The 15,271-nt window shown below is 64.9% G+C and carries 17 protein-coding genes and 1 riboswitch; of the genes, 4 read left to right on the forward strand and 13 right to left on the reverse strand.

The features are described 5' to 3' along the window. Window positions 1-133 precede the first annotated feature (133 nt). The 7 genes from BN1233_RS27915 to BN1233_RS27945 form a co-directional block, all read right to left on the reverse strand. Complete coding sequence (locus BN1233_RS27915; RefSeq protein WP_052763955.1) at window positions 134-1,804, reverse strand: SLC13 family permease; 1,671 nt, start codon at window positions 1,802-1,804, stop codon at window positions 134-136. 31 nt (window positions 1,805-1,835) lie between these two features. After that, window positions 1,836-2,030: a universal stress protein gene (locus BN1233_RS51225; RefSeq protein ID WP_046866878.1), complete on the reverse strand. Its 195-nt coding sequence runs from the start codon at window positions 2,028-2,030 to the stop codon at window positions 1,836-1,838. Between the two features lie 28 nt (window positions 2,031-2,058). Then, complete coding sequence (locus BN1233_RS27925; RefSeq protein ID WP_280139493.1) at window positions 2,059-2,565, reverse strand: Dps family protein; 507 nt, start codon at window positions 2,563-2,565, stop codon at window positions 2,059-2,061. 189 nt (window positions 2,566-2,754) lie between these two features. Next, entirely contained in the window at window positions 2,755-3,903 is a 1,149-nt protein-coding gene (locus BN1233_RS27930) for a baeRF3 domain-containing protein (RefSeq protein ID WP_046866880.1), read from the reverse strand. A 64-nt stretch (window positions 3,904-3,967) separates the two neighbouring features. Continuing rightward, on the reverse strand, window positions 3,968-4,861 hold the full coding sequence (locus BN1233_RS27935; RefSeq protein ID WP_048710203.1) for a CBS domain-containing protein: 894 nt from the start codon (window positions 4,859-4,861) through the stop codon (window positions 3,968-3,970). A gap of 122 nt (window positions 4,862-4,983) precedes the next feature. Next, window positions 4,984-5,832, reverse strand: coding sequence for a universal stress protein (locus tag BN1233_RS27940; protein ID WP_046866881.1), 849 nt, complete (start codon window positions 5,830-5,832; stop codon window positions 4,984-4,986). Between the two features lie 174 nt (window positions 5,833-6,006). Beyond that, window positions 6,007-6,930: a CBS domain-containing protein gene (locus BN1233_RS27945; RefSeq protein ID WP_048710200.1), complete on the reverse strand. Its 924-nt coding sequence runs from the start codon at window positions 6,928-6,930 to the stop codon at window positions 6,007-6,009. Between the two features lie 982 nt (window positions 6,931-7,912). Between BN1233_RS27945 and BN1233_RS27955 the strand changes: the two genes are divergently transcribed. The 3 genes from BN1233_RS27955 to BN1233_RS27965 are packed head-to-tail and all read left to right on the forward strand — an operon-like array spanning window position 7,913 to window position 8,819. Further along, the gene (locus tag BN1233_RS27955; RefSeq protein ID WP_046866883.1) at window positions 7,913-8,329 is read left to right on the forward strand and encodes a GreA/GreB family elongation factor; all 417 of its coding nucleotides are present in this window, start codon (window positions 7,913-7,915) and stop codon (window positions 8,327-8,329) included. Next, window positions 8,326-8,547: a hypothetical protein gene (locus BN1233_RS27960; RefSeq protein ID WP_046866884.1), complete on the forward strand. Its 222-nt coding sequence runs from the start codon at window positions 8,326-8,328 to the stop codon at window positions 8,545-8,547. Before BN1233_RS27955 ends, BN1233_RS27960 begins: the two co-directional genes overlap by 4 nt. Beyond that, a complete protein-coding gene (locus BN1233_RS27965) occupies window positions 8,544-8,819 on the forward strand; it encodes a hypothetical protein (RefSeq protein WP_046866885.1) in 276 nt (91 codons plus the stop codon). Before BN1233_RS27960 ends, BN1233_RS27965 begins: the two co-directional genes overlap by 4 nt. Window positions 8,820-8,917: 98 nt before the next feature. Here the strand turns inward: BN1233_RS27965 and BN1233_RS51570 are convergent, their stop codons facing one another. Both BN1233_RS51570 and BN1233_RS27975 read right to left on the reverse strand, forming a co-directional pair. Beyond that, window positions 8,918-9,097, reverse strand: a complete 180-nt coding sequence (locus BN1233_RS51570; protein ID WP_052763956.1) for a sunset domain-containing protein — start codon at window positions 9,095-9,097, stop codon at window positions 8,918-8,920. A 333-nt stretch (window positions 9,098-9,430) separates the two neighbouring features. Further along, window positions 9,431-9,907, reverse strand: coding sequence for an NUDIX hydrolase (locus BN1233_RS27975; RefSeq protein ID WP_046866886.1), 477 nt, complete (start codon window positions 9,905-9,907; stop codon window positions 9,431-9,433). Window positions 9,908-9,939: 32 nt separating this feature from the next. Beyond that, window positions 9,940-10,057: riboswitch (TPP riboswitch) on the reverse strand. Between the two features lie 90 nt (window positions 10,058-10,147). Between BN1233_RS27975 and BN1233_RS27980 the strand changes: the two genes are divergently transcribed. Further along, window positions 10,148-10,369 (forward strand): hypothetical protein, encoded by a 222-nt coding sequence (locus BN1233_RS27980; RefSeq protein ID WP_046866887.1) that lies wholly within the window; start codon window positions 10,148-10,150, stop codon window positions 10,367-10,369. A gap of 394 nt (window positions 10,370-10,763) precedes the next feature. Here the strand turns inward: BN1233_RS27980 and BN1233_RS27990 are convergent, their stop codons facing one another. The 4 genes from BN1233_RS27990 to BN1233_RS28005 all read right to left on the reverse strand — a co-directional run. Next, window positions 10,764-11,969, reverse strand: coding sequence for a cytochrome P450 (locus BN1233_RS27990; protein ID WP_046866889.1), 1,206 nt, complete (start codon window positions 11,967-11,969; stop codon window positions 10,764-10,766). 167 nt (window positions 11,970-12,136) lie between these two features. Then, window positions 12,137-14,056 (reverse strand): potassium transporter Kup, encoded by a 1,920-nt coding sequence (locus BN1233_RS27995; protein WP_046866890.1) that lies wholly within the window; start codon window positions 14,054-14,056, stop codon window positions 12,137-12,139. A gap of 39 nt (window positions 14,057-14,095) precedes the next feature. Continuing rightward, window positions 14,096-14,569 (reverse strand): hypothetical protein, encoded by a 474-nt coding sequence (locus BN1233_RS43375; RefSeq protein ID WP_048710197.1) that lies wholly within the window; start codon window positions 14,567-14,569, stop codon window positions 14,096-14,098. A gap of 188 nt (window positions 14,570-14,757) precedes the next feature. Further along, on the reverse strand, window positions 14,758-15,271 hold a 514-nt coding region (locus tag BN1233_RS28005; protein ID WP_342341673.1), incomplete at its 5' end, for a PTS sugar transporter subunit IIA.

The raw sequence follows: 15,271 nt of genomic DNA on the forward strand, positions 1-15,271 counted from the left end.
CTTTTACAATGGCCAGAGGCCTCATTCGAGCCTTGACCGGAGGACACCCGATCAGGCCTACTTCAACCCGCTGCCGCAGCTCGCGGCGGCTTAACCCCGGTAGACGCTCCACTTAGCGAACCGAAAACGCTGTTCAGACAAACCGAGCCACCTCATCCATCCTTATTGGTGTCGCGAAGCTTGCGCTCGCTGCAAAAACTACCGCCATCAGGAATGGTCGTGGATCGAGTCCGAGTTGCTCGGCGAGTGCTATTGCTATGGGCGTGATCAGGAGAGCCGTAGCGTTGTTGCTCATGACCTCCGTCAGAATGGAGGCGAATAGGTAAAGAAGGGCGAGAATAACGACGGGGCTCAGCCCAGAGGCCAAGTTCATGACTTGCTGAACGAGCAAGTCCGCAGCTCCTGTCTTCTCGAATGCGGTGCCGAGTCCGAGCATGCCGAATATGAGTAGAAGGATGCGCCACTGGATAGCTTCGTACGCCTCATCGGGTCGCAGGCAGCCGAGAGCCACGACGGCGGTCGCACCGATCAGCGCCAGCATCTCAATCGGCAAAATTTCGAACGCACCGAGGACCGTGACCGCAGCCACTGCGCCGACTGCGATGTAAGCCTTGTCGGGGCGCAGCGGACGGTCGCTCGGCTCCGTTAAGTTGACCAACTCTCTGCGGTCGAAGAGGCGCCGCAGGCCCTCCGTCGTTCCCTCCAAGAGCAGGATATCACCGGAGGCGAGCGTCAACTCGTCGAAGTTGCCGTGGAGCTCGGTGCCCTGGCGGTGGACGGCGAGGATGTAGACGCCATACAGCCGTAAGTTAAGGTCAGCAATCGGATGTCCGATCATCCGAGAGTAAGGGCCGACAACCCCCTCCATCAGCACACCCGGTTCCTCTCGGATCGGCTCGATGAGATGCTGATCGCGTGCGCCGAAAATCAGGCTCCCGGTCTCGTGCAATCCCAACAGCCCGCCGGCATGGGTCTCAAGGACCACCCGGGAGCCCGCCTCGAGGACGACGTCGTCGAGGGCGTAACGGAAGGATCGATCACGTTTAATCACGTCAAGAACCCGGACAGCTTCACTACCCCGCAGCCCGGCTTGTGCCAGGGTACGGCCGACGAGCGGAGAGTCTGACGGGATGAGGACCTCAGAAAGGAATAGCCGCTCCGGCTGCTCAACTACGGGCGACCTACGATCCGGCAGCAGCCACCGCCCAAACACAACCAGGTAGGTGATGCCGAGCAAGCCCAAGACAATGCCCGGAGCTGTAATCTCGAACATCGAAATCGCTGGGAGCCCATGGCTGACGGCCACGCCGTTCACCAGAAGAGTCGTCGACGTGCCAATCAGGGTCGTCGTCCCACCGAAGATGCTGGTGAACGAGAGGGGGATCAGAAGCTTCGAGGGTGCAACCTGAAGCGTTCGGGCCATGAGGATGGTCACCGGCGTCAGGACCACCACAACCGGTGTGTTGTTGATGAACGCAGAGATAGAAATAACGGCGACACTCATCCCGACGAGCGCGAGGCGCGGTGATCGGCTGGCCGCCGTGATGGCAACCCCGCCCATCCTTTCTACGACCCCGGTCCTTTCCAGGGCTGCGCTGAGGACGAACATACAGGCCACGGTGATCGGGCCACTGTTGCTGAAAACGCTCAGTGCTTCATTGCTGTTCAGGATGCCGGTCGCGACGAGTGCGCCAAGGGCCAGCATCGCCACAACATCTGGCCCCAGGCGCTCGCGAACGAAGCCGGCGAAGACCAGCACCATCAGCACCAGGACGATGACGACCTCGAGCAACTCCCAGGTCATCTCCACTCCTGCAATGACCGTCTGCCCAAGCTCACTCCCGCGGCTTGTCGACCCGCGCAGTCAGCATGGCTGCCGAGTGCGCGGGGAACGCTGCCTTACTCCCTACCTCAACAGCATGCAAAAGGGTTAGAGCACTGGACGTAGCGGCCGCGATCTCAACCGCGTGAGACACGGCCTCTCGGGTCCGTGCTCTCGGATCCAGTGCGACCGCAACGTGCCCTAGCATTGTTTCTCACCGGCCATGGGGCCTCCCGTCACTCACTGCGCTGCAGGAGACTTCCCAGCATCCAGGCGGTCTTTTCATGTTGCGCGACCCGCTGCGTGGCGAGATCGGCCGTCGCAACGTCGCCATTGGCCTCCGCCACCTGCACCGCCTGAAGAGCCGTGCGGGAGGTCGTGACATGGTCGGCGAGAAGCTGGCCAATCATGGCATCCTCCGCGGGGGCGCCGGTCTCTTCGGTGACGGACGTCAGGGCCGCAAACTCAGAAAAGCTTCCCGGCGCCTTGACGCCGAGCGCACGCATGCGTTCGGCAATCTCGTCGATGGCCTGCGCGAGCTCCGTGTACTGATCCTCAAACAACGCATGCAGCGGTTCGAATCGCGGCCCCACGACATTCCAATGAAACCCTTGGGTCTTCAGGTATATGAGGTAGCTGTCGGCAAGCAGGCGTCCGAGTGCGGCCGCTGTTTCCGTTCGCACTGCTTGATCATTGATGTACCGACTGGTCATCTCTCGTCTTGTCCTTTCATCGTCTCTCATGAATTTCAACTCCTGTTCACCCACAGAGGTGTTTGTCGGCGAATGCGTAAGCGCTACGCGTCACGACGCCCGGCTTATCCGACTGCCGAAACAGCCCCGGCGGCGGCCAAAACGACGTGGCGCACATGGTGCCAGGGGCGGCGTCGCCGGGCCGCGCGGCATGAGGGGGCCGCTTTACCCGAGGCGGCGCTAGAACCTGTAGATCGCCGCAATGCCCGTATCGGTCGGCATGCGCTCGGGCGGGACGATCACCACTTCACCGCCGGTTTTGAGCGCGAGTTCGCCAAGATCATCGAGCAGGTCGTCGATGCCGGGACTTTCGAGCGGCGCGAACTCAATTGCGCCGCTCGCGCGATCGAAACGGCCGGGGATCACGCGGTCGGCCTCGATCAGCAGAGTGGCGATCCGACCGGCCGCGGCCGCCCTGGCGATATCGGAGAGATCGCTGCTGCCGAGGCCCTTGGCGTTCGCCTCACCGAAGCGCTCCACCAGCGTGCCCAGGCGCTCGAGATAGAGCGGCAGCACAAGCTGCCAGGCGCGCTCCCGCAGTTCGTCGCTCGACAGCGCGCTCGGGTGAGCGTCGATCGCGTCCGGCATGAGCGCGGGATTGCGGCTCACCGTGCGGAACAGGTGATGATGCTCCGGTAGCGCGGCCAGCAGGAGAGGCATGCCCGACGGCTGCGAATAATGCGCGAGCACGGCCTCGTCGACCGCCCGGAAGAAGCGCTCGGTGCTGTTATCGAGCTCATCCTGGCGAACGTCGGTGCCGTGGCGGGTGGTCCGGCCCGGGCCGGCCGGGCCGTAGACCCGGTTCGTCCGCTCCGGGTCGCCCCCCTGCAGGCTGACCGCATCCGCGATCGTGCGCGGAAACTCCGAGGGCAGCTCCACTTCGTCGAGGGTGAAGCGATTGCCCTCGTAGAGCGTCGCCTCCCCCCGGCTAAGTGCAAGCACGTGATACCGATCCGCCGATTGCAGAATGCGCATGAGCGGCTTGGTATGGAAGCTTTCGGCGACGATCGCCAACTCCCGCACTGGCCGCTGCAGCCTGTAGACCCTGAACAGGTCCGAGGTCGCAAACACAGCGATGCCGTCGAGGGCGTGATTCCAGAACCTGGCATCGTCGGCCAAGGCGTGGAACTGGCGTAAGATGGGCGCGCGCTCCCGTCCGGTGTATTTCTGCTGCAGTGAGGCTTCCAGCTCCCGCACGAGATTGCGAAACCGGATCGGGTTCTGTTGCTTCTCAGGGTGCGCGCGATGTGTCGGCTGGTATAGCGACAGGCACGGCGGTTCGTGGTCGGCGAGCAGCACTGGAGTGTAGTCTTGCTCGAGGTCATCCATTGTCGGTCTCCATAGATCAATATGCTTGCTTAGCGTTTCAGGCATCCACCAGGGGGCTCTGCGATCAGGCAGCAGCCGGGAGCAACGATTTCATCTCCTGCGGGAGCTGTCCGCGCACCTCTTCGATCTGGCCGGCAGATACGTTTTCGGAGATCACCTTGAGGACTCCTCGAACGATCTCGCTGGCTCGCTCCGCGGCCACCCCGAGCGATCGGCCCAACTCATCCTCGATGGCAAGCGTGGTCACCGAACGGTCAGGCCCGCCGAGGCATTGGTCTAGCTGCGTCTGGAGCATCGACGGCAATTGCGCGATGAGGTCTTGTGCTTCGTTCGGCGTTAGACGGCGGCACAACATGCAAGTCGCGACCAGCAACGCACGCTCAGAGGGATCGCGCTCCAGCCCTGTCGCATCGACCACCTCCTGGACAACACGGCCGTATGTCGCTTCGGCCCGCGCTTTGGCCCGCATCAAGGCACGGGTGCGGGCTTGAGCGGTCGTGGCTGCACTCGGGTGGAGCATTCCAGCCGGCTTCTGGGGCGCCTCGACTTCAAGCTGAGCAGTAACAATGCTGCGCAGCGCCTCGAGGCTTACGGAACCATCCACGACGAGATCGTCGAACGTGACGAGCCCGACCGGCTGCTCTCCTTCCACGAGCGGGATGCGGCGGACACCGTGCTCTCGCATCAGGCGGACCGCTTCATCAACATCCGCACTGATATCGCAGGTGATCACCTCTTCGGACATCACCTCATCCAGCGCGGTGGTCTTGGGATCGAGCCCGCCACCCAGCACGGCGAGCGCAAGGTCGCGGTCGGTCACGATCCCGACGAGCCCCGGCGACTCGCTCACCAGCACCGCGCCGATATGATTGTCCGCCATGGCCCGCGCGGCCTGATAAGCGGTTGACCTGCGATTCAGAACGACCATGCGCGTCCTGCGGAATCGCTCAAGCGACATTTCATATCTCCTTCTGTTAATATGCATCGACGAACTCGGCGCTCAGCGGAATGCTCCGCCATGGGTGCTCGTCACTCGGGAACGCTGTCGGACATCCACTCCGCTCGAGGCGAGCGCTTGGTTCAGTGCGACAGCAAGACGGGGAGTGGGGGGCTTGCGACGATGCTCTTCGTGGCACCGCCGAGAATGAAGTCACGCACCCTGGAGTGGCCGTACGCGCCCATGACGAGAACATCGAGGTTGCGTGCGTCGGCATAGGCCTCGAGCGCTTGGCCGACGGATCGGCCTCCGGCGTCCTCCTCCTCGAAAACCACCTCGACTCCATGGCAGGCAAGATGCCTCACCAGCTCGGAGCCGGCTCGTCTCGCAACGATCGTTTTCTCGTTGGTGATGGTAACCGCCCGGACACTTCTGGCGCGCTGCAGAAGCGGAAGGGCATCGGCAATGGCTCTTGCTGCGGGTCGACTGAAGTCCCAGGCGACGCCCACGGTATCGAGCACGATCGTCTCCGCGCTCTTTGGAGCTTCCGGAACAACGAGCACCGGTCGCCCAGAGCCGAAGATGACGCTTTCTGCGATTTGGTGCTGAAGCCCTGAGGACTCCCCGACCGGAATTATGGTCAGGTCCCGCAGCCTGGCGTATTCAGTAACGATCCCGGGGACCTGGGAGGTCTGACTACGCTCGACGATGCAGTTCGAGCCGACGTTGAGTCTGGCCGCAATATCGTCAAGGGCGCGCGTGAGATCGCGCGCATTGTCGATGCTTTTCGACCTTTCGGCTGCTGCCATGCCCAGAAGATCGACGACGGCAAGAGCGAGCGGATTTGCACGCACGTGAAATTCGATCTCGAAGGTCAAGGCCGTGACTTGAGCTTCGAATAGGCCCGCAAAGCTGACGGCCTGCTCCACCGCCGCCGGCGGCGTCGCCTCCGGGTAGCTGCTGAGCTGCAGCAGAAGGTCCTTGTAGGCCATTGTTTGCCCTTTCTTCCGATGTGTGTACCCGCGAGACGGATCTCGTAAGTTCCCGTCTACCTCGCTGCTTCCCGAACAGATCGGCGATATCCTAAACGCTATGGAGCAATCGCGACCCTGAGGACGCCTCGGATGCAGCACCTGTGCGCTTCCTCCGGAGCCCCCAGCCACCTGTCACAACGGGGAAGACGGCCGGGTGAACATTTGGTCGTTCACCGCCCGGACCCCTGGCGTGTTCTCCGCTGCAACGTGCAGTGCCGTCCGCTCCGCTCCCGAGGAGACGAGCCCCCAGAGTTTCACGTCTCCCTCGTGCACCGTGACGCCAATGAACTTCGGCCCGGACGGGATCTCCCTGATGCGTGCCTCGAGGTCCTTGCGGATGGCCTCGTCCGACCTCGGTCCCGCCATCCCGGGTGCGCTCAGGCGTGCCAGCGCCCTGACGAGATCGCTGCGGCTGACAACCCCGACGACGCGGGCGCCCGCGACCACCGGCAACCACCGAAGATGCCGTTTCCCGAGAACCCGCGCGAATTCGTGCAATGGTGTCTCGGCAGTGGTGGTGACCGGGCGGGTGGTCATCACGTGGCGGGCGCGCCGCCCGTGCGACCTGACATAGTCCACAGCCGCTGTGCTGGCATCCCGGAAAACCTTGCGCCACCAGGATCCATCCTCATCGGTGCCGAGCTCGACCCGGCGTATCAGGTCGGCCTCGCTCACCACTCCTAACAGGTGCCCTTTGGAATCGGTGACCGGCACGGCGTGAATGCGCTTCTCGAGCAGCGTGTTCGCGATCTCATGAATGGAGGCGTCCGGCAACACCGAGACCACTTCGCGGGTCATGATGTCGGCGACGGTGGCGGGAACGGCTGGAGCGGAGGGCGGTCCGGAGTCCGCCGCTGATGCGCGGGTCCGGTGCCGCGGTTCAAGGTGCACGATTTCTGCTGTTTCCAACTCCGCTGCGGCGTCCTCAAGGGCCTTCCTGCGCATACTCCACGGCCACAGGGAAATGTGGTCGTGCGAGGGATGATTGGTGTTAGCGGCAGTGAGCAGGAAGTGCGGCGAGAGAGAATCGAACGAGCGGTGGTAGTCAGCAGTCAATCTGTTCTCCTTGACAAACGGGATCGGTCGCGGCGGAGCATGAGGCTTCCGTCGCGTGCGCATCGAGTGTGGACTCTGGAATAGAGTGGGTCATGAACCCCGAAGGGCGGACTGGCGCGTGGCGCGAGTCGGCCTCCGGGGGCTAAACGCGTTTGGGAAGACGCCCCGGGCGGGGTCTCAGAAATAGATGCAGCGTATTCATGACATCCTTGAAGTATGTAGAGGCTGCGTGAAAGCAAGACTTGGCGAGCGCTTCACGATGTCCATGGAACCGTGGGCCTCGGCCCGGTGCTCGGGTTCGGACCCGACCAGAATGCCTCCCGCACATCATCGGCAAGACACAATCGCCGAGCGTTCCTGAAGGGTTGACCCCGATAGCTCCGCCCGAGATAGACACAGAAGGGCTCGAAAGGCGGGCCTCCCTGGTCGACTAGGCTTGGGGTTGCCCAGGCTCCGGCACGAGCGTGCTGGTGTCATCAAGGTTGCTCAAGAAGTCGAGCACCCCAGGCGTGGCCACGCACATGGTCATGGACGTCATGTCCCGACTCCCGACCGAACCATCGTCGGCGGCAGTCACGATTTTTGCATGATCCGCGACATGTCTATTGCCGGCACGAACCCAATGTTGCTGCAAGATCACCGTCGTTCCACAGGAGTGGGAGCGACCTGCTGCTCCCCGCAAGCAAGCGAACCTTTGCAGTCCTTGAAAACTTGGCCGTTTGATCCCATGTTGAAGATGGCATGTTCAGGTATTCGCGGAATGTTTACTATTCCCAGAATGCTTGCCTGACTGCCCGCGTCGCCCGCCACAAGCCAGACAGTTAATACCGGGCACGAGATGCCTGTCCTGCGATCCGGGAACGGCGGGCAACCCAGTTCAACTTCGCAAGTGCAGGCGAATTCTTTGCCCTGTGCTTGTGCCCCCTGGAACAGAGCCGAGCGACCCAAAGCTCGGGTGATAATGCCTGTTAAGAAAGGTGCCATGCGCGAAAACCACGACATCCCGACGATCTCCTCGACCGACTACGCCCGCTTGGCCGGGATCGCCACGCGCGGACTGCGATACCGGAGGATCCCGCCGACGGCACGGCTCCTCGCCGGCGAACTCGGACGCGCAAACGTCATCCGTGCGTCCGAACTCCCGGATGACGTCGTGTCCATGCATTCGGTCGTCGAGTTCAAGGACGGGATCACCGATCAGGTCCGGCGTGCCACCCTGGTCTATCCGGGCGAGGAGGATGGTGACTCCGGCCGGATCTCGGTGCTGTCACTCCTCGGGACAGCGCTGATCGGCATGGCTGCGGGACAATCGGTGCGGTGGCACAGCGCCACCCATGGATGGCGGACACTCCGCGTGATCCGCGTCATCAGCGAAAAGGAAAGGAGGGAGCCGTCATGACAGGACTACGGATCTTCAGTCATTTGCGTGTGATGCTTATGGCGATCCTGCTCTTCCTGAGCGTGAGCATCAGCCTGGGCATGCTTGCAACGATCCTCATCGCGGACGCCGCGGTTTGGGCACTCTTCTGCATCGCGGCGGTGGCGCTTGCCGCCTGGATGTCCCGGGAACTGTATCGCCTGGGCGTGGATGACTCCGCGATCGGAGCGGGCCGATGAACGTCATTGCCCGATTGCCGATGGGGACGCCGGATCGCCCCGACGGGTTCGGCCTGCGTCCCGACCTCGAGGCGTGGATCCGCGAAAGATACGAGCGCGTCCGTCCGGACGATACGTTCGAGGACCTGAAGCGGCGGGCAGCCTTCGATCGGCAGGATACGGGATTGCTGAGGGACTGGATCAGGGCCGCGCGCGAGGCGGTCCCCGAGATGCCACTGCCCACGCGCACGGGATTTTCGCGATCCGGGGCGGAAGTCCACTGGACCCGTTGAGTCCGTGGGCGATCGCAAGGCACGGGAGAATCCTTCAGGCTCAGTTCGGCTTCGGAGGCGACACGCTGGCCGGCTGACGAGTCCGCCAGCCGGGTTCCTCAGCGAACGCGCCGCCATCCTGCGCGTTCCGCCTTGTCCTCGGCGCAGAACCAGCGCTCGCCTGCCTTCTCGTTGATGGTCGTGCGCGCGTAGCTCGCCTGCCAGGGGATGTGGTGGATGCCTGCTCGAGGCAGTGGGTCATCGCGGTGCCGAGGCAGGCCTGGTAGCAGCGCAGGCATTCGTCCAGGCCTGGTAGCAGCGCAGGCATTCGTCGATGCAGGAGCGCATCTCGGGTGAAATCTGGCGCGTGATGATCTCCTGAAATTCGAGGCGCGACGGGCGATACGGCCCGCAGGGGCACAGCGCCCGTCGCGCCGAGGGGCGGTCACGTTCGCAGCACGCGGAGGCTTTCACGCCGTCGGTGGGGCTCACTCCGCTCAAGATCAGGCGTGCTTCGGCGGGTGGTCGACGCCGGGAGGCGGGAGGTGCGCGGGACCCAGAAGCGCGGGAGCACGTCCAGATGCATGGCCAGCTGGAGGGATCGGTGCCGGCAATGCTCAAGACACTGGCGATCATGACCCGACGACCTCCTTCGCGGGGATGGCGGCGGCTTGCCGTGCCACCTCGGCAACGTCGAGGCTGAGCGCGACCCGTGCGTCATCGAGCTCATCGAGGCGGAACCATCTTGCCTCGAGTGCGTCGTCTCCGGCGATCGGATCGCCTGACTTCCACTTGCAGAGCACCGCAATCAGAATGAAATGCTGGCGAAGCCGGCCGCTCTCGTCATGATCGAACGCATCGACCGCCGTGAAAACCCGATGTGCTTCGGCATGAACCCCCGTTTCCTCCAGAAGCTCACGAACCGCCGCACTTTCAATGGTTTCTCCGGCGTCGATCTTCCCGCCTGGGAAACCCCAGCGTCCAGCGTCAGGCGGGTTCGCACGCCGAACCAGAAGTATCCTGCCCTCGTGAAACACGGCAGCGATGGTCGCCGCAATCGGGCGAAAGGCCGGCTCGATGGAGAGAGATGGAGCGGTTTTCGGTGGCATGGCGGCCTCTTCTTGATGAGGCCGGCAAAGGAGTGAGTCAGTCCGACCTGTCCCTTCGCCGGCATGATCCGGATCAGGTTCAAAGGGTCACTGTGCTGCCTTCGGCCAACAGTATCCCAGCCCCTTGGCGGGACACCCCTGGAGCGATTCGGGGTTGCGCCTGCCTCGTAAACCGCGGCTATAACCTCGTCCAACCCAGAACTGCTCCAGGTCTGCGTCATCGGTTCCCAGGGGGCGCGTGTGGTCAAGCCGTTCCTGCTCATCCAGACGGTGATCATGCCAAACCAACGAGAGGACATGGTCTCGATGGTCTTCCCTGACAAAGCGGACTGTCAGGCCATAGGTGAGACGCAGGTGGCGGACATCGTCGCTGAGCAGCGAGCCAAGGGCGCAGGGCTTAGGTCTGCATGGTACCGCTGCGAGGAGGCGACCGGTCAGGCTGTCAGCCTCACCCGCAACTAACCTGTGCCGCTCCCAGGCCACGAGAGGCCCCACCCCGGACTTTCTTCTACGCCCCCGGAACGATCACTGCCGAACGCGGGTACGGGAGGTATCCGGGAGGGCGGAACGATTCCCCGCTTGGCCGAGATGGTGCGCGGCCTCGCCCCTGCGAGTCCATGGGTCACGCTCGACTTCCTGCTGACGCCCGACACCGTCCTCGCGGGCCGGGCACCGTTGCAGGCCTTGCTCATTGGTCAGCCCGTGGATCGTGCCCGCCGTGGGTCCCCGGAGTACGCCGCCGGTGATCGCGTAGTCCAGCCAGCCGTGGGAAGCCTTTCCGCGTTGCACGGAGAGGTTCCGGGCCCGGCTTCGTGCCCCTTCCGGGACGGCCTCGAGGACGGCAATCAAAGGCAGGCTATTGGGGGCGGATCGCGACGGGAAGCCGTTCGATGGCCCTCAGCCCAGGCCGCTGCCGCCAGCGGATGGAGTCCGCCGGCACGGCAAGCCCGAGCCGCGGCCAGCGCTTGAACAGCGCCTCCAGCACGCACCTGGCCTCGATCCGCGCAAGCTGGTGGCCGAGGCAGAAATGAATCCCCGTGCCGAAGGACAGGTGCCGATTGGGCCGCCGCGCGAGGTCGAGCCTCTCGGGATGCGGGTTGGCGTCAGGATCGAAATTGGCCGCCGCCAGCATGGCCATGATCCGGTCGCCCTTCCTCAGCTGAACGCCGCCGAGCTCGATGTCCCGTCTCACGAAGCGAGGCTTGGAGAACTGCACCGGGGCGACGAAGCGCAGGAACTCCTCAATGGCCAGAGGCGCGCGGCTCCAGTCCTCCTCGAGCCAATCGCGGAGTGCCGGGGCCTTCAGGAGCTCATACACCGACCCGCTGATCAGATGCGTGGCGGTCTCCGATCCGGCACCGAGCAGCAGGAAGACCATGGCCACCATCTCCCCGCCGCTGACACGTCCGCCTTCCCTCTCGACGCGGACCAGTTCGGCGATCAGGCCGTCGCCGCCGGTCTCGCGCGCAGCCTGCAAGCGCCCTTCCAGGTATCGTTTCATCGGCCCGATGCCTGCGAGCATGCGCAGGAAGCCGACCATGCCGGTGAGGCGGGTGAGGCTGTTCGCCCAGGCGATGAACCGGGGTCTGTCGGCGCGTGGCAGGCCGAGCAGCTCGCAGATCACCGCCAGCGGCAGCCTCCGCGCATAGCGCTCGACGAGGTCGGCCGGATCTCCGTCCGCAAACAGCTTAGCCGCCAGCTCATCGGCCATCGCGAATATTTTTGGTTCCATGTCGAGGATGGCGCGGCGCCGGAAGGCCTCATCGACGATGCCGCGCAGCCGCGCATGGTCCGGCTCGTCCATGGTCAGCATGCTGACCGCAAGCGTGCGGATCCATCCCGGCATCCACCAGCGCAGACCCGCGACTGAGCCGTTCTGGCGCATCGTGAACGTCTCGCTGTCCTTCAGAACGGCGGCGGCCAGATCGCCGGTCGTGGTGATCCAGGTCCGCCCGATGATGGGAAAGCGCACCTTCACGACCGGGCCGGCGGCTCTCAGCCGTACGAGTCCCGCGGCCGGATCGCGCAGACAGTCCTGGCTCGTGAAATCCATCCGCGGCATCGCGTGCGCTCCTCGGCGGCTCGGGCGAAAACGCCTGGACCGAGGCGTGTGTCCTCACGGGTCCCCGCACGGAACAGGCGAGATCCGGCAGCCCGACCGGCCTCCACTGTCGCGCATGCCATGTCGCTTCGCACAAGGTCCGACGCCACCATGGCGACGGCCGTTGCTCACACGGTCACCTGGGTGCCCACCTCGACGACGCGCCCGGTCGGGATGCGGAAGAAGTCCGTGGCATCGGCCGCCGACTTCGTGAGGCCGATGAACAGCTTGTCCTGCCAGAGCGGCATGCCCGAACGGGGCGAGGGACGGATCGAGCGCCGGGAGACGAAGAACGAGGTCGCCATGATGTCGAACCCGAAGCCCTGCTTGCGCAGGAGGGCCAGGCCGCGGGGGACGTTCGGGGACTCCATGTAGCCGTAGGACATCACGACCCGCCAGAAGCTGTCGCCGACAGGCTCGATCCGCACCCGCTCCCGATCGCCGATCCGGGGCGCGTCCTCGGTCCGGACGGTGAGAATGACGTTCTTCTCGTGCAGGACCTTGTTGTGCTTCAGGTTGTGCAGCAGCGCCGCCGGAGCGGTCTCGGGATCGCCCGTCAGGAACACCGCGGTGCCCTTCACCTGGTAGGGCCGGCTCTTCTCGAGCATGCCGATGAGCTCGACCAGGGGAACGTCGGCCTTGCGGGTCTTCTCGAACAGGATGCGGGTGCCGCGGCGCCAGGTCAGCATGACCGTGACGAGGGCGGCCCCGACCACCAGCGGCATCCAGCCTCCTTGCGGGATCTTGAGAGCGTTGGCGGCCAGGAAGATCGAGTCGACGAGCAGGAACGGCGTGATCACCGCAACGGACGCCCAGAGCGGCCAGCGCCAGCATCGCCGGACCACGAAGAAGGTCATGACCGACGTCACCACCATGGTGCCGGTCACGGCGAGGCCGTAGGCGTGAGCCAGCGCGCTGGAACTCCGGAAGCTCACGACCAGGAACAGCACCAGCAGGAGCAGCAGGAAGTTGATCCGGGGCACGTAGATCTGGCCCTTTTCGGTCTCCGACGTCCAGCGGATCTCCATGCGCGGCAGAAGGCCGAGCTGGATCGCCTGCTGAGTCAGGGAAAAGGCGCCGGTGATCACGGCTTGGCTGGCGATGATGGTGGCGAGGGTCGCCATGCCGACCATCGGGAGCAGTGCCCAGTCCGGGTAGAGCAGGAAGAACGGATTCTCGAGCTTGCCCGGGTCATCGAGGAGCAGCGCGCCTTGACCGATGTAGTTGAGGGCGAGGCACGGCAGGACGAGCCCCAGCCAGGCGGTCTGGATCGGGCGCCGGCCGAAGTGGCCCATGTCGGCATAGAGCGCCTCCGCGCCCGTGACGGCCAGGAACACCGCCCCGAGCGCCAGGAGGCCTGCCATTCCGTGACTGGCCAGGAACGCGATCCCGTAGGTCGGACTGAGGGCTGCCAGGATGCTCGGATCGTCGGCGATGTGCAGCCCCCCGCCGAGCGCCATCAGGATGAACCACACGCCCGTGATCGGGCCGAACCAGGCTGCAACCCGCGCCGTTCCATGGCTCTGCACCGCGAACAGGCCGACCAGGATCGCGAGGCTGAGCGGCACCACGTAGGGATCGAAGGCGGGTGTCACGAGCTTCAGGCCCTCGACCGCGGAGAGCACCGAGATCGCCGGCGTGATGATCGCGTCGCCGTAGAACAGGGCGGCCCCGGCCATGCCGAGCAGGGCAATCAGGAGGACGTTGTGACCCATGACGCGCTGCACGAGCGCCATCAGGGTGAGCGTGCCGCCCTCGCCGTTGTTGTCGGCGCGCAGAATGAACAGCACGTATTTGATCGTGACGATGAAGATCAGCGCCCACAGGATCAGCGATACGATGCCGAACACCATCTCCCGGGTGACGGCTCCGTCCCCGGCCGCGGCCGACAGGGATTCCTTGAGCGCGTAAAGCGGGCTCGTGCCGATGTCGCCGTAGACAACGCCAAGGGTCCCCAGCGTCAGCGTCCAGAACCTGGACCGCTCCGCGACCGGCGGCCGGAACGTGACGTCATCGGGAACCGGCCGGTCATGCGCTGTCGCTGGCATCGTTTCTCCGGATTGCATGGTGCTGAAGGCCCCTCTGGCTCACCGGCTCGCCGGATGCGGGCTGGTCGGTTCGGCAAGCGGCGACGGCCCGGGCCGCCGGAACGGGGTGACGTTGCTCGGCGCCGCGCCCTCGGCCTTCCGGAGCTGGGCCTGCACGAAGGCCCCGAGCACCGCCAGCGGCAGGCTGCCGTGCTGGAACTCGACGATGTCCTCGGCCCAGTTGACGGCGATTCCGCTCACCCCGATCGAGCAGCGCCACCGGTCGTCGTCCCGGGTGAGGCGGTGGATGTCCCAGTCGGGCAGCTCCCAGCCGATCAGCCACAGGCCCAGCTCGACCCAGGCCTCCGCCCCGACCAGGCGCTCGACCTCCGCCTTCGGCGCAAGCGACGTTCCCAGCCGCGGACAGGCGCCGCGCAGGATGGCCGACAGCAGGTCGGCATCGATCCGGTGGGCCGTCTCGATCCTGGCCAGAAGGGTTCCGAGGTCACGCTCCGGGTTCCGATTCGGCCACATGGTGTTCGTCCCGATGATCCCTGGTCCGCCGTCGCGGGTCGCTCAGGGAGCGCCGTGACGGCCCGTGCCGATGGCGGATCGGGACATGGGCCAGATCGCATAAAGATGCGATGCGGGAGCGGAGCCGCGGATCTAAAGAAAGCATAAGGATTTCGGAGGCCGCCCCTCGCGGCAGGTCCTCGACGGGGTCACTCCGGCCCGGTGAGCGCGCAATACAAGGCCTGGGCGTCGCGGGCCCGGCGCAGTCGGTTCAGGACCCCGGGATCGCGGAAGCGGCGAGCCACGCGTGCGAGGGCGGTGAGCTGTTCGCCGTGTGCCGCAGCCGGCAGCAGGAGCAGGAACACCAGGTCGACGGGCTGGGCATCGATCGCATCGAACCCCACGGGCTGCTTCAGGCGGACGAGCAGTCCGAACGGCTTCCCGATCCCGGCCAGGCGTGCGTGCGGGATCGCCGTGCCCTCCCCGATCCCAGTAGAGCCGAGAGCCTCCCGGGCGAGGAGCGTCTCGAGGATCGATGCCTGATCCAGTCCCAGGACCGCGGCTGCCCGCCGGGCGATCTCCTCGAGCACGCGCCGCTTGTCGGGCAGGCGCAGGCCGACCGCGACATCGCCCGGATCGAGAAAGTCCCTGATGTCCATCACCCGTCCGTCAGCCTTCGTCCGGCCTTGCCGGGCAAACCTTCCTTCGGAATTGCCCCTGCCC

Origin of the sequence: Microvirga massiliensis (assembly GCF_001006805.1) — a bacterium.
In the GTDB taxonomy this organism is placed as follows: domain Bacteria; phylum Pseudomonadota; class Alphaproteobacteria; order Rhizobiales; family Beijerinckiaceae; genus Microvirga; species Microvirga massiliensis.